Source organism: Geodermatophilus sp. SYSU D00710 (genome assembly GCF_054050195.1).
In genome coordinates this window covers 67,207-81,236 of the sequence record NZ_JBJGYX010000007.1, presented here as the reverse complement: position 1 = coordinate 81,236, position 14,030 = coordinate 67,207, and the positions used below count along the sequence as shown (strand labels likewise).

Below are 14,030 nucleotides of genomic sequence, written 5' to 3'. Positions count from 1 at the left end.
CCGGTCAGTCGGTGTCCTGCGCTCCGGGCAGCCGGCTCGCCGCCGCGGCGTCGAGCAGCCAGCGGGTGGCCCGGCGGCCGCAGGCGCCGGCCGCCGGCACGTCGAGCGGGTCGGCGCCGCCGAGGGCCCGCGCGACGGCCTCGGCCTTGCCCTCACCGGCCACCAGCAGCCACACCTCCTCGGCGCTGCCGATCGCGGAGAAGCCCAGGCTGACCCGGATCGGGGGCGGCTTGGGGCAGTCGCGCACGGCCACCACGGGACGCGCGTCCGACGCCGCCGGCGAGTGCGGGAAGATCGACGCCACGTGGCCCTCGCCGCCCATCCCGAGCATCAGGACGTCGAAGCGCGGCAGCGGCCCGCCCTCGGCCGCGTCGGCCAGCACCCCGGCGTACCACTCGGCCGCCTCCTCGGGCTCGGCGAACCCGGCGTCGGAGGCCGGCATCGGGTGCACCCGCTCGAGCGGCACGCCGACCCGGTCGAGCAGGGCCTCCCGGGCACCCTTCTCGTTGCGCTCGTCGTCGTCGGCCGGGACGAACCGCTCGTCGCCCCACCAGACGTCGACGGCGCTCCAGTCCACCCGCTCGCGGGCCGGTTCGGCGGCGAGGTCGGCGACGCGCCGCAGCACGTCGGTGCCCACGCCCCCGCCGGTGAGCACGACCGACGCCGTCCCGTGCACCGCCTGCGCGGCGGCCAGCCGGGCCACCAGTGCCGCGGCGACCGCGCGGGCCAGCGTCTCGGCGTCGGGCTCGACGATCACGTCGGGCACCGGGCCGTCGGTCCGCCGCGAGAGCTCCTCGACGATCCGGTCACCGGGGGTGAGGGTCACCGGACCGCCTCGGGCGCCGTCGGGTCGGGGGTGTCGTGCTCACCGTGCAGGGCCACCTCGTCGGTGCCCTCGGAGGTCGGCGGGACGGTGGGCGCCGCGCCGTGGGGGCTGCCCTCGGCGACCTCCGCGGCGTCGACCGCCCCGGATCCGGCGCCGTCCGGCTCGGCGGGGTCGACCCACACGTGCGAGCGCACCCCGTCGCGGCCGGCCAGCCCCGAGACCCCGGTGGTGGTCTCCAGCGCCTCGGCGTAGGGCTCGTCGGGGTCCAGCCGGCGCAGTTCCTCGCCGAGCAGGTCGCCCAGCGAGCGGTCGGGCAGCGCCATGGTGGCGTCGGGCCGGTAGGGCTGGCTGATCACCGCGCCGCCGCGGCGGTCGGCGTGGACGCGCACCTCCTCGTCCTGGTCGAGCTCGAGGACCACCGAGTCGATGCCGCTGGGGCCGGAGTGCCGGGTGGCCTGCACGACCTCCAGCCGGGCCCCCGAGCGCGACTCGATCCAGCCGGCCAGCAGTTGCGCGGTGGCCGCACCCGGGTCGCCCTCGACGCGCCCGCCCAGGATCCGGACGGCGTCGCCGCGGCGGCCGGAGACGGAGTCCAGTGCCGAGGTGAGGGTCGCCCGCCAGCCGGTGGACCGGGTCCAGGCCAGGTCGGTGTCGCCGGGCGCGTAGTCCTGCGCCCGGGTGCGCAGCGCGGTCATCTGGTCGGCGGCCACGGTGCTGTCGGTGATCCGCCGGTCGGCGATGACGGCGAGCGCGTCGGTGGTCAGCTGCTGGGGCGGGTCGCTGTGCCACCAGGTGACCACGGGGGCGTCGGCGGCCAGCAGGGGGAGCACGACCGACTCGGCGTGCAGGGCCAGCCGCCCGTACATCCGCATGACGACCGCCTCGCCGGGGCCCAGCCGCCCGCCGATGGACACCTCGGCGTCCAGGCGCGGGACCGGGGCGTCGATCTGCCGGCGCACCACCACGAGGATCCGGCAGGGGTGCTGCTCGGCGGCGGTGGTCGCGGCGTCCTCGGCCTCGGTCACCCGGCCCTCGTCGGCGACGACGACCAGCGTCAGGGCCACGCCGGAGAGGACCGCGCCGCCGGTCCGTCGCTGGGCGGCCAGTTCCTTCACCACGGCCGAGCCGGTGGTGTCCCACAGCGTGGTCACGGGATCTGCTCCTCTCGACGGCGACTGTCCCGGGGCGGGGTCACGGACGCCGCCACCGGCGCCCCTCGGCGGCGAGCATGTCGTCGGCGGCCCGCGGGCCCCACTCGCCGGCCCGGTAGGGCTCCGGCGCGCTGCCCGCCCAGAACTCCTCGAGCGGGTCGATGACCGCCCAGGACGCCTCGACCTCGGCGTTGCGCGGGAACAGCGTGGCGTCGCCGAGCAGCACGTCGAGCAGCAGCCGCTCGTAGGCCTCGGGGCTGGTCTCGGTGAACTGCTCGCCGTAGAGGAAGTCCATGGACACGTCCCGGACCTCCATGACGCTGCCGGGCACCTTCGACCCGAACTTGAGCGTCACCCCCTCGTCGGGCTGCACGCGCACGACGAGCTGGTTGTTGCCCAGCTCCTCGGTGTCGGTGTCGGCGAAGGGCAGGTGCGGCGCCCGCTTGAACACCAGCGCGATCTCGGTGACCCGGCGCGGCAGCCGCTTGCCGGCGCGCAGGTAGAACGGCACGCCGGCCCAGCGGCGGGTCTCCACGCCCAGCCGGACCGCGGCGTAGGTCTCGGTCGTCGACGCCGGGTCGACGCCCTCCTCCTGCTGGTAGCCGCGGGCCCGCTGGCCGGCCAGCCAGCCCTGCTGGTACTGGCCGCGGACGGCGAAGGTGCGCAGGTCCTCGGGCAGCGACACCGCGCGCAGCACCTTGAGCTTCTCGGTGCGGATCTCGTCGGCGGAGAACTCGACCGGCTCCTCCATCGCGGTGAGCGCCAGCAGCTGCAGCAGGTGGTTCTGCAGCACGTCGCGGGCGGCGCCCGTCCGCTCGTAGAACTGCGCCCGCCCGCCGATGCCGACGTCCTCCGCCATGGTGATCTGCACCGAGTCGACGTGGTGGCCGTTCCAGATCGGCTCGAACAACGTGTTGGCGAACCGCAGCGCCATCAGGTTCTGGACGGTCTCCTTGCCCAGGTAGTGGTCGATGCGGAAGACGTCCTCGGCGCTGAACACCGAGTCGACCAGCTCGTTGAGCTCGCGACTGGAGGCCAGGTCGGTGCCGAAGGGCTTCTCGACGACGACCCGCCGCCACCGGTCCGGCGTGCTCTCGGCCATGCGGGTGCGCTGCATCTGCTTGAGCACGACCGGGAACATCGCCGGCGGGATGGACAGGTAGAACGCCGCGTTGCCGCCGATGCCGTGGCTGCTCTCCAGGTCGTTCAGCGCGTTGGCCAGCTCGTCGAAGGCGTTGTCGTCGTCGAAGGACCCCTGCACGAACCGGACGCTGGCGGCCAGCCGCTCCCAGACCTCCTCCCGCCACGGCGTGCGGGCGGCGTTGCGGGCGGCGTCCCGGGCCAGCTCGGCGAAGTCCTGGTCACCCCAGTCGCGTCGCGCGAAGCCCAGCAGCGCGAAGTTGGTCGGCAGCAGCCCCCGGTTGGCCAGGTCGTAGACCGCGGGGAGCAGCTTCTTGCGCGCCAGGTCGCCGGTGATGCCGAAGACGACGAGCGCGCAGGGCTCGGGGACGCGCGGCAGCCGCCGGTCCCGCGGGTCGCGCAGCGGGTTGGGGATCACGAGTCCTCCTCTGGGCTCCTCGGTGCGACGACCCCGGTGCTACCCCGGCGGTCAGCCGAGGGCACCGAGGACCTGGTCGATCCCGGCGGCGCGGTCGGTCAGGTGCAGGTGCAGCAGCGGCCGCTGCCGGTCGGCCAGCGCCTGCCGGTCACCGGCGGCCTGGGCGGCCTGCAGCGTGCCGAAGGAGAACGGCCGGTCGGGCACCGGCAGGTCCTCGGCGACCGCGCCGGTGACCTGCAGGAACGCGCCGACCTGGGGTCCGCCCTTGTGGTACTGGCCGGTCGAGTGCAGGAACCGCGGACCCCAGCCGAAGGTGACCGCGTGCTCGGTGCGCCGGGCCAGCGCCGCGCGCAGCTCCCCGGCGCGGGCGTCGGCCTCCCGGTCGAGGTAGGCCATGACGGCGAGGTAGCCGCGCGGCGGCACCGAGGCCAGCAGCGAGTCGAGGACCAGCCGCAGGCCGTCGTGCTGCGACACGTCGACGCCGTCGAGCACCCCGCCCGAGCCGTACACCTCGACCGCGCCGATCGTCACGGCCGGCTGCTCGTCGGGCAGGCCGGCGTCGAGGATGCGGGCGGTGTTCTCCTTCGACTCCGTGACGTTGGGCTGGTCGAAGGGGTTGATCCCCAGCACCCGCCCGGCGACCGCGGTCGCGTACTCCCAGCCGAGGAACTGGGCGCCCAGCGGGCCGGTGACCCCGACCGAGGGCCGGCCCTCGACCGGGCTCCCGCCGACGACGGCCAGCAGCGCGTCGGGCGCCGCCGATCCCGGGGCGTCGGCCGACTCCAGGACGACGGGCAGCAGCCCGCGGCCCTCCTTGCCGGTGGACTCGGCGACCAGCTGCTCGGCCCAGTCGCCGAAGCCCTCGATGCGGCCGCCGCCGGTGCCGCCGTCGGCCAGCGCCACCTTGTCCCGGCCGGTGCGGAAGCCGGCCCCGAGCGCGACGCCGAGCTCCAGCGCCGGGTTGCCCGGCTCGGCGAGGTGCTCGGCGAGGTCGGCGGCCTCGTCGAGCAGGGACCCGACGTCGACCCCGGCCAGCGCGGCCGGCACCAGTCCGAACGCCGACAGCGCGCTGTAGCGGCCGCCGACGTTCGGGTCGGCGAGGAAGACCGCGCGGGCGCCCATCGCCGCCGCGGTCTCGGCCAGCGGCGAGCCTGGGTCGGTGACGACGACGAACCGGCGCCCGGCCTGCTCCTCGTCCAGGCCCGCCTCGGCGAAGGCGGCGAGGAAGGCCCGGCGGTGGCTGTCGGTCTCGATCGTGCCGCCGGACTTGGAGCTGACCACCACGACGGTGCGCCCGAGGTCGGCCATGGCGGCGGCCACCTGCCCCGGGTCGGTGGTGTCGAGCACCACCAGCGGTGCGCCCGCGGTCCGGCAGATCACCTCGGGCGCGAGCGAGGACCCGCCCATGCCGGCCAGCACCACCCGGTCGAGGCCCTCGGCGGCCAGCTCCGACCGCAGCGCGGCCAGCCGCGGCAGCAGCTCCCGGGAGGACGCCGGCAGGTCCAGCCAGCCCAGCCGGATGGCGGCCTCGCTCTCGGCCTCCGGACCCCACAGCGTGGCGTCCTTGGCCACCAGCCGCGCGGCGACGTCGTCGTCGGCCAGTTGCGTCCGGACGTTCTCGGGGACGTCGAGCCCGCTGCAGCTGAACTGCAGGGTCATGCCTTGTCCTCGAGCTCGCTGCGGACCGACTCGGTGAGCTCGTCCCACGAGTCGACGAACTTCTGCACGCCCTCGTCCTCGAGCACGCGGAAGACGTCGTCGAGGTCGACCCCGGCGTCGGCGATGGCCTTCATGGTGGCCGCCGCGTCCTCGTAGCTCTGCTGCACCGGGGTGCCCGGCTCGCCGTGGTCGGCGTAGGCCTTGAGCGTCTTCTCCGGCATCGTGTTGACCGTGCCGGGGGCGATGAGCTCGCTGACGTAGAGGGTGTCGGAGTACTCGGGGTTCTTCACGCCGGTCGAGGCCCACAGCGGCCGCTGCGGCCGGGCGCCCTTGGCCTCCAGCGCCTTCCAGCGGTCGGAGGAGAAGACCTCCTCGTAGGCCTGGTACGCCAGCTGCGCGTTGGCCAGCGCCGCCTTGCCCTTGAGCTGGTCGGCGCCGACCTTCTCCAGCCGCTTGTCGATCTCGGTGTCCACGCGGGACACGAAGAACGAGGCCACCGACGCGATCCCGGTCAGGTCGGCGTCGGGGTCCTCGGCCAGCCGCTGCTCCAGCCCGGCCAGGTAGGCGTCCATGACGGCCCGGTACCGCTCGAGGCTGAAGATGAGGGTGACGTTGACACTGATGCCGCGGGCGATCGAGGTGGTGATCGCCGCCAGCCCCTCCTCGGTGGCGGGGATCTTGATGAACAGGTTCGGCCGGTCGACCAGCCACCACAGGTGCGCCGCCTCGGCCGCCGTCGCGTCGGTGTCGCGGGCCAGGCCCGGCGCCACCTCCAGCGACACGCGCCCGTCGCCGGGCTGCCGCTCCGCGACCGGCGCGAGCAGGTCGCAGGCGTCCCGGACGTCGGCGGCGGTGATCGTGCGCAACGCCTCCTCGACGCTCACCTTCCGCACGGCGAGGGCGTGCACCTGGTCGTCGTAGGAGTCCGACCCGCTGATCGCCGCGGCGAAGATCGTCGGGTTGGTGGTGACGCCGACGACCGAGTACTCGTCGACCAGCGACTGCAGGTTGCCGCTGCGGATGCGGTCGCGCGAGAGGTCGTCGAGCCAGACGGCGACCCCCGCCTCCGACAGCTGCGCCAGCTTCTCGTTCTGTGCCATGACTGTGCCTTCCGTTCGGACGGGGCCGGGCCTCAGCGGTCGCCGGTGGGGTGGGGGAGGCCGCCGGTGGCCGCGACCGGGCCGGCCGGGACGGCGGTGCCCGACGCGGCGGCCTCGATCGACTCGCGGGCGGCGGTGACGACGGCCTCGTCGGTGAGACCGAACTCCTCGTAGAGCACCGAGTAGGCGGCGCTGGCGCCGTAGTGGGTCAGGCCCACGATCCGGCCGGCGTCGCCGACGAACTCGCGCCAGCCCATGGGGACGCCGGCCTCGACGCTGACCCGGGCGCGGACGCTCGGCGGGAGCACCTCGTCCTTGTAGGCCTGGTCCTGGTCGGCGAACCACTCGACGCACGGCACCGACACCACGCGGGTGGGGACGCCGTCGGCCTCGAGCCGCTCGCGGGCGGCGACGGCGATCTGCACCTCCGACCCGGTGCCCAGCAGGATCACCTCGGGCTGCCCGTCCGAGGCGTCGGCCAGCACGTAGGCACCGCGGGCGACGCCCTCGGCGGACGCCATCGCCGAGCGGTCGAACACCGGCAGGTTCTGCCGGGACAGCAGCAGGCCGGCCGGGCGGTCGTTGTGCTCGAGGATGGTCCGCCACGCGACGGCGACCTCGTTGGCGTCGGCCGGGCGGACGACGTCGAGGCCGGGGATCGCCCGCAGCGCGGCGAAGTGCTCGATCGGCTGGTGGGTCGGGCCGTCCTCGCCCAGGCCGATCGAGTCGTGCGTCCACACGTAGATGACCGGCAGCTGCATGAGCGCGGCCAGGCGGACCGCGCCGCGCATGTAGTCGGAGAAGGTGAGGAAGGTGCCGCCGTAGACGCGGGTGCCGCCGTGCAGCGCGATGCCGTTCATGATCGAGCCCATGGCGTGCTCACGGACGCCGAAGTGCAGGGTGCGGCCGTAGGGGCCGCCGCTCCACATCTTCGTCTGGCGGTCCGACGGCAGGAACGAGGGCTCGCCCTCGACGGCGGTGTTGTTGCTCTCGGCGAGGTCGGCCGACCCGCCCCACAGCTCGGGCAGCACCGGGTAGAGGGAGGAGAGCACCTTGCCCGAGGCCTTGCGGGTGGCCACGCCCTTGGGGTCGGCGTCGAAGGTGGGCAGGCCCTCGGCCCAGCCCTCGGGCAGCCGGCGCTCGCCCATCCGGGCCAGCAGCGCGGCGCGCTCGGGCTGCTCCTGCGCCCAGGCGTCGAAGCGCTCCTGCCACTCGGCGTGCGCCTGCTTGCCGGTGTCGACCACCGAGCGGGCGTGGGCGAGCACCTCGTCGTCGACCTGGAAGGTCTGCTCCGGGTCGAAGCCGAGGACCTCCTTGGTGGCGCGCACCTCGTCGTCGCCGAGCGCCGAGCCGTGCGCGGCGCCGGTGTTCTGCTTGTTGGGCGCCGGCCAGGCGATGACCGTCCGCAGCACGATGATCGACGGGCGGCCGGTCTCGGCCTTGGCGGCGGCGAAGGCGGCGTCGACCGCGGCGAGGTCCTCGCCGTCGTCGACGCGCTGCACGTGCCAGCCGTAGGCCTCGTAGCGCTTGCCGACGTCCTCGGTGAAGGCGACGGTCGTGTCGTCCTCGATGGAGATGCGGTTGTCGTCGTAGACGAGCACCAGGTTGCCCAGCTTCTGGGTGCCGGCCAGCGACGACGCCTCGCCGCTCACGCCCTCCTCCAGGTCGCCGTCGGAGGCGAAGACCCAGATGGTGTGGTCGAAGAGGCTCTCGCCCTCGGGGGCGTCGGGGTCGAGCAGGCCCCGCTCGCGGCGGGCGGCCATGGCCATGCCGACGGCGTTGCCGACGCCCTGGCCGAGCGGGCCGGTCGTCGTCTCCACGCCCGGGGTGTGGTTGACCTCCGGGTGGCCGGGGGTCTTCGAGCCCCAGGTGCGCAGCGCCCTCAGGTCGTCGAGCTCGAGGCCGTAGCCGGACAGGTACAGCTGCACGTACAGCGTCAGGCTCGAGTGCCCCATGGACAGCACGAAGCGGTCGCGGGCGACCCAGTTCGGGTCGCTGGGGTCGTGCCGGAGCCACTTGTGGAACAGCAGGTAGGCGGTGGGCGCCATGCTCATCGCGGTGCCCGGGTGGCCGTTGCCGACCTTCTGGACGGCGTCCATGGCCAGCACCCGGGCGGTGTCGATCACGCGGCGGTCGAGGTCGCCGAAGCCGTCCGGCAGCGTCGGGCGCGGCTGGCGGGGGTCGCCGGTCGGCGCGTCGGTGGCGGCCTCGGCCGGGGCCTCGGACCCGGTGCTCCTGGTGCCCGAGCTCGTGGTGTCGCTGGTCATGTCGGACGGTGCTCCTCGAGGTCGGCCGGTCCTGGGCCGTCCGGGCACGGTGTCCCGTGCTCCCGGACGGGCGACGCGGGCGGTGAGTGCGGTGGGGCCCGGTGCCTCCCGGGTCATCGCTGGCCCGGGACGCTCCGTCGTCGGCGATGGCCGTACCCGCTGTCCGCGCGGCGTCAACGTGATCAGACCCTAGTCATCCCGAGCCGCCGGCGGGGTGCCCGAGGGATACAGTGGGCAGCGTTCATCCCCCGGTTCGAAGGGACCCCCGTGCTGTCCTCGTGCCCGGTGGTGCCCTGGCGCCCGTGGGTGCGCGCGGGAGAGGTCGTCAGGTGACGGCGCTCTCCGAGCGCCCGGTCGTCTCCGCCCGCCGCCTGCCCGCCGTGGTGGGCGCCTACGTCGCGCTGACCAAGCCGAAGCTCGTCGAGCTGCTGCTGGTGACGACCCTGCCGGCGATGATGATGGCGGCCGGCGGGTGGCCCTCCTGGCGGCTCGTGGGCGCCACGCTGGTCGGCGGGATGTTCGCCGCGGGGGCGGCCAACGTCGTCAACTGCTGGTACGACCGGGACATCGACCGGCTGATGTCGCGCACCCGCAACCGGCCCATCCCGGCCGGGGTGGTGTCCCCGCGGGCGGCGCTGGTCTTCGGGGCGGTCCTGGCCACGGCGTCGCTGGCGATCCTGTGGTTCGAGACGACGCCGCTGGCCACGGCGCTGGCCGCGGTGGCGATCCTGGCCTACTCCGTCGTCTACACGATGGTGCTCAAGCGCCGGACCCGGCACAACACGGTCTTCGGGGCGTTCCCCGGGGCCGCGCCGGTGCTCATCGGCTGGGCGGCGGTGACCGGCTCGCTCGACTGGCCGGCGCTGGCCTTCTTCGCCGTCGTGTTCTGCTGGCAGATGCCGCACTTCTGGGCGCTGGCCAGCCGATACCGCGAGGACTACGCCCGGGCCGGGGTCCCGATGCTGTCGGTCGTCGCCGGGCCGGCGAGCGTGGGCCGGCAGTCGGTCGTGTGGGCGTGGGCCACGCTGGGGGCGACCCTGCTCATGGGGTCGCTGAGCCCCGTCCTGGGCTGGGCGTTCGCCATCGGCGGCGGACTCCTCGGCGCCTGGTACGTCGCCGAGTCCCACCAGTGGCTCGGCCGCATCCTGGCCGCGGTCCCGGACCGGCCGATGCGGCTGTTCTCGGTGTCGATCACGCACATGACGCTGCTGTCGATCGCGATCGCCGTCGACGTCCTCGTCTAGGTCCCGCACTCCAGGTACCGCGCCCCGACCTGGCCCGCCCGGTGTCGACCTGATGCTGCCTCGGCGGCGGTGAGACCGCGTCAGTCGGACACGCGGCGGTCTCGCGCGCTCAGGCGCGATACCCGGCGACGAGCAGGGGGGCGCTCGCGCCGAGCAGGAACGGCTCGCGCTCGGTGCGCCGCAGCGCCTCCAGCACGCGCGCGGGTCCCGTCGTCGTCGAGCAGCCGGCCGACCTCCTCGGCGAGCTCGTCGGGCCGGTGCAGCCAGGCGGTGGTCGGCGCACCCGTCGGCGAACGGCAGCCGGCGTGCGTCCGCGAGCGCGACCGAGGTCAGCCCGGCGTCGGCGGCTCAGCGAGCGGCGGCCTGGCGGCCCACCTCGGACCGCGGTGCCCGTCCTCACCCTGCAGCGCGAGGTCGGGCACCACGGGGTGGGGCGGGCGCGGTGCGACGGGAGCGGCGGGCGGGGGAGGGGGCCACTGGCCGGCTCAGCGGACGGCGGCGGTGGGGACGGCGGCGGCGTCGAGGGGCTGCTCGCTCGCCGGGCCGCGGACCGACCACGCCAGCCGCGCGGTGTACACGGTCACCAGCACCGCGCCGAGCATGTGCAGCAGCACCAGCAGCACCGGCAGGTGGGTGAAGTACTGCACGAAGCCGACCACGCCCTGCAACAGCTGCACGACCAGCAGGTCGCGCGCGGCCCGGCGCACCCGGCCGGGGGAGTCCATGGCGTGCAGCGCCACCAGCAGCGCGACGGTCAGGCCGACGAGCAGGAAGACGGCGTCGGCGTGCAGCTGGCTGACCGTCTCGGGGTCGAAGCCCATCCGCCCGCCCGAGGGGGCGCCGGTGTCGTCGAGGTCGCCGCTGTGCGGGCCGCTGCCGGTGACGATCGTGCCCAGCACCAGCACCGCGGCGGTCACCGCGGAGATCCCGCCGACCAGCAGCGCGATGGGACGGCGGACCAGCGGCTGGCCGACCCCGGGTTCCCGCGACCGCAGCCACAGCACCGTGGACACCGCGACCAGCACCGACGACAGCAGGAAGTGCGCGGCCACCGTCCACGGGTTCAGGCCGGTCAGCACGGTCACCCCGCCGAGCAGCGCCTGCGCGGGGATGCCCAGGAACGCCACCACGGCGAGCGTGCGCAGGTCGCGGCGGCCGGAGCGGAAGACGGCGACGACGGTGGCGATCGCGACCGCGGCGAGCACGAAGGTGAGCAGCCGGTTGCCGAACTCGATCGCGCCGTGCCCGGCCAGCTCCGGGGTGGCCACGAAGCTCTCGTCGGTGCAGCGCGGCCAGGTGGGGCAGCCCAGCCCCGAGCCGGTGAGCCGGACCGCGCCGCCGGTGACGACGATCGCGCCGTTGGCCACCAGGTTGGCCAGCGCGATCCGGGGGACGAGGGCAGAGGGGACCCGCACGGCCCGATGCTAGCCGCGCGCGGGCGCCGTCCCGGTTCGCTCAGGGCAGATCACAGCGGGGAAGCAGCGGGGCCCGGCCGGGCGCTGCACCCCCTCGGCAGCGGCCGCCGCGCCGCGCCCGGTGACGGTGCCCCATCCCGGGTACGGGCTCCCCGACGGGAGACCTCCGGCGAGCACTTCCCGACCGACCCGACCCTCTGGACGTGAGGCATGACCACCCCCTTCTTCCCCGGCCCCTACGGGAGCCCCTTCGACGACTTCTTCGCCCGCTACCTCGGCGGCGGGCAGGGCGTCCCGCGCCAGCGTGTCGACATCACCCAGTTCCTCAGCCAGCGGGCGCGCGAGCTGGTCAACGCCGCGGCCCACCAGGCGGTGGCCACCGGCAGCGCCGACCTCGACACCGAGCACCTGCTGTGGGCGATGACCGGTGACGAGACCACCCGCGCCTTCCTCTCCCGCACCGGCGCCGACCCCGACCGGCTGCGCAGTGAGCTCGACGGCCAGCCGCTGCGCGGCGAGCCGCGGGACGAGGCGCCGTCCCTGACGCCGGCCGCCAAGCGCGCCCTGCTCGACGCCCACCGGGTGTCGCGCGCCCTGGGCAGCACCTACATCGGCCCCGAGCACCTGCTGTTCGCCCTCGCCGTCAACCCCGACTCCCCGGGCGGCCGGGTGCTGCGCGAGCGCGGCGTCACCCCGGAGGCCCTCCAGCAGGCCGCGACGGGTGCCCCGCAGCCCGGCGGCGGGCGTCCCGGCGGCCCCGGGCAGGGGCAGCAGTCGACCACCCCGACGCTCGACGAGTTCGGCCGCGACCTCACCGAGATGGCCCGCAACGGGCAGATCGACCCGGTGATCGGCCGCGAGTCCGAGATCGAGCAGACCGTCGAGGTCCTCTCGCGGCGCCGGAAGAACAACCCGGTGCTCATCGGCGAGGCCGGCGTCGGCAAGACCGCGATCGTCGAGGGCATCGCCGCCCAGATCGTCGAGGGCGACGTCCCGGAGACGTTGCGCGGTCGCCGGCTGGTCGAGCTCGACCTCACCGGCCTGGTGGCGGGCACCCGCTACCGGGGCGACTTCGAGGAGCGGCTCAAGAAGGTCATGGACGAGATCCGCGAGCACTCCGACGAGGTGATCGTGTTCATCGACGAGCTGCACACCGTCGTCGGCGCGGGCGCCTCGGAGGGCTCCGGCGGTGCGGGCAACATGCTCAAGCCGGCCCTGGCCCGCGGCGAGCTGCACATCATCGGCGCGACGACGCTCGACGAGTACCGGCGGAACATCGAGAAGGACGCGGCGCTGGAGCGCCGGTTCCAGCCGATCCTGGTGACCGAGCCCAGCGTCGAGGACACCGTGCAGATCCTCTGCGGCCTGCGCGACCGCTACGAGGCCCACCACCAGGTGCGCTTCACCGACGACGCCGTCCGGGCCGCCGTGGAGCTCTCCGACCGCTACGTCACAGACCGGCACCTGCCCGACAAGGCCATCGACCTCATCGACCAGGCCGGTGCCCGGGTGCGCCGGCGGGTGAAGACCCCGCCGACCGACCTGCGCGGCCTGGAGCAGGAGGTCGACCGGCTGCAGCGGGAGAAGGACCAGGCGGTCGCCGCGGAGCAGTACGAGCGCGCCGTCGAGCTGCGCGACCAGCTGGCCCAGGCGCAGGCGCGCCTGGAGGAGGCCCGCAGCGGTGGTGGCCAGTCCGGCGTCCCCGAGGTCGGCGTCGAGGACGTCGCCGAGGTGGTGTCGCGGCAGACCGGCATCCCGGTGGCCCAGCTGACGCAGGAGGAGATGGCGCGGCTGCTGCAGCTCGAGGAGCACCTGCACGGGCGGGTGGTCGGCCAGGACGACGCCGTCCGCGTGGTGGCCGAGGCCGTCCGCCGCTCCCGCGTGGGGCTGGGCGACCCCGACCGGCCGATCGGGTCGTTCCTGTTCCTCGGCCCGACCGGCGTCGGCAAGACCGAGCTGGCGCGGGCGCTGGCCACGGCGCTGTTCGGCGACGAGGACCGCATGATCCGGCTGGACATGAGCGAGTTCCAGGAGCGGCACACCGTCAGCCGGCTGGTCGGCTCCCCGCCCGGCTACGTCGGCTACGAGGACGCCGGCCAGCTCACCGAGGCGGTGCGCCGCCGCCCCTACTCGGTGGTGCTGCTCGACGAGATCGAGAAGGCCCACCCCGACGTCTTCAACACCCTGCTGCAGGTGCTCGACGACGGCCGGCTCACCGACTCGCAGGGCCGCACGGTCGACTTCAGGAACACCGTGCTGATCATGACCAGCAACCTCGGCTCCGAGCTGATCCAGGGCCGCAACGCCCCGCTCGGCTTCGGCACCGGGGACGCCGCGGCCGCCGACGCCGGGCTGCGCGACCGGCTGATGCGGCGGCTGCGCGAGTCGTTCCGGCCGGAGTTCCTCAACCGGATCGACGAGATCGTGGTCTTCCAGCAGCTGGAGAGCGACCAGCTGCAGCAGATCACCCGGCTGCTGCTCGACGAGACCCGCCGACGGCTGGCGGCGCAGGGCATCGCGGTGACCTTCACCGACGAGGCGGTCGCCTGGATCGCCGAGCGCGGATTCGAGCCGCAGTTCGGCGCCCGTCCGCTGCGCCGGGCGATCCAGCGGGAGGTCGACAACCCGCTGGCGCGGCTGCTGCTCGACGGGCGGGTCGGCCCCGGCCGGCACGTGGTCGTCGGTGTCCGGGACGGCGCGCTCGACCTGTCCGTCGAGGACGCCGAGCCGGCGGCCGCCGCCCAGGCGTGACCCGGCTCACCAGGCCCTGACCAGCGCGGTCAGGGCCTGGTGGGTTAGGGCGACCTTGC

10 protein-coding genes are annotated in these 14,030 nt (G+C 74.7%); 2 read left to right on the top strand and 8 right to left on the bottom strand.

Going from position 1 to position 14,030, the window contains the following annotated elements; all coding sequences use genetic code 11:
* Nucleotides 1-4: 4 nt before the first annotated feature.
* From pgl to tkt, 6 genes are read right to left on the bottom strand one after another with little or no spacing between them, the layout of a single operon-like run.
* A complete protein-coding gene (gene pgl, locus ACI78U_RS05085; protein ID WP_456874211.1) occupies nt 5-826 on the bottom strand; it encodes a 6-phosphogluconolactonase in 822 nt (273 codons plus the stop codon).
* Complete coding sequence (locus ACI78U_RS05080; RefSeq protein WP_456874210.1) at nt 823-1,977, bottom strand: glucose-6-phosphate dehydrogenase assembly protein OpcA; 1,155 nt, start codon at nt 1,975-1,977, stop codon at nt 823-825. Before ACI78U_RS05080 ends, pgl begins: the two co-directional genes overlap by 4 nt.
* Nucleotides 1,978-2,017: 40 nt before the next feature.
* On the bottom strand, nt 2,018-3,535 hold the full coding sequence (zwf, locus tag ACI78U_RS05075; protein ID WP_456874209.1) for a glucose-6-phosphate dehydrogenase: 1,518 nt from the start codon (nt 3,533-3,535) through the stop codon (nt 2,018-2,020).
* A 51-nt stretch (nt 3,536-3,586) separates the two neighbouring features.
* Nucleotides 3,587-5,194 carry a glucose-6-phosphate isomerase gene (locus ACI78U_RS05070; protein ID WP_456874208.1) on the bottom strand — a complete coding sequence of 536 codons (1,608 nt, stop codon included), beginning with the start codon at nt 5,192-5,194 and terminating at the stop codon, nt 3,587-3,589.
* A complete protein-coding gene (tal, locus tag ACI78U_RS05065; protein ID WP_456874207.1) occupies nt 5,191-6,294 on the bottom strand; it encodes a transaldolase in 1,104 nt (367 codons plus the stop codon). Before tal ends, ACI78U_RS05070 begins: the two co-directional genes overlap by 4 nt.
* Nucleotides 6,295-6,326: 32 nt before the next feature.
* Nucleotides 6,327-8,561: a transketolase gene (gene tkt, locus ACI78U_RS05060; protein WP_456874206.1), complete on the bottom strand. Its 2,235-nt coding sequence runs from the start codon at nt 8,559-8,561 to the stop codon at nt 6,327-6,329.
* A gap of 329 nt (nt 8,562-8,890) precedes the next feature.
* Between tkt and ACI78U_RS05055 the strand changes: the two genes are divergently transcribed.
* Nucleotides 8,891-9,805 carry a heme o synthase gene (locus ACI78U_RS05055; protein ID WP_456874205.1) on the top strand — a complete coding sequence of 305 codons (915 nt, stop codon included), beginning with the start codon at nt 8,891-8,893 and terminating at the stop codon, nt 9,803-9,805.
* Between the two features lie 109 nt (nt 9,806-9,914).
* Here ACI78U_RS05055 and ACI78U_RS05050 read toward each other — a convergent pair whose 3' ends face one another.
* Both ACI78U_RS05050 and ACI78U_RS05045 read right to left on the bottom strand, forming a co-directional pair.
* A complete protein-coding gene (locus ACI78U_RS05050) occupies nt 9,915-10,088 on the bottom strand; it encodes a hypothetical protein (protein ID WP_456874204.1) in 174 nt (57 codons plus the stop codon).
* A 202-nt stretch (nt 10,089-10,290) separates the two neighbouring features.
* The gene (locus ACI78U_RS05045; RefSeq protein ID WP_456874203.1) at nt 10,291-11,220 is read right to left on the bottom strand and encodes a COX15/CtaA family protein; all 930 of its coding nucleotides are present in this window, start codon (nt 11,218-11,220) and stop codon (nt 10,291-10,293) included.
* A gap of 210 nt (nt 11,221-11,430) precedes the next feature.
* Here ACI78U_RS05045 and ACI78U_RS05040 point away from each other — a divergent pair, with 210 nt between their 5' ends.
* Nucleotides 11,431-13,971 (top strand): ATP-dependent Clp protease ATP-binding subunit, encoded by a 2,541-nt coding sequence (locus ACI78U_RS05040; RefSeq protein WP_456874202.1) that lies wholly within the window; start codon nt 11,431-11,433, stop codon nt 13,969-13,971.
* Nucleotides 13,972-14,030 lie beyond the last annotated feature (59 nt).

Coding starts and splice junctions, on each gene's coding strand:
- ACI78U_RS05070 (WP_456874208.1), bottom strand. CDS start 5,194: ATGACCCTGCAGTTCAGCTGCAGCGGGCTCGACGTCCCCGAGAACGTC.
- tal (WP_456874207.1), bottom strand. CDS start 6,294: ATGGCACAGAACGAGAAGCTGGCGCAGCTGTCGGAGGCGGGGGTCGCC.
- tkt (WP_456874206.1), bottom strand. CDS start 8,561: ATGACCAGCGACACCACGAGCTCGGGCACCAGGAGCACCGGGTCCGAG.
- ACI78U_RS05040 (WP_456874202.1), top strand. CDS start 11,431: ATGACCACCCCCTTCTTCCCCGGCCCCTACGGGAGCCCCTTCGACGAC.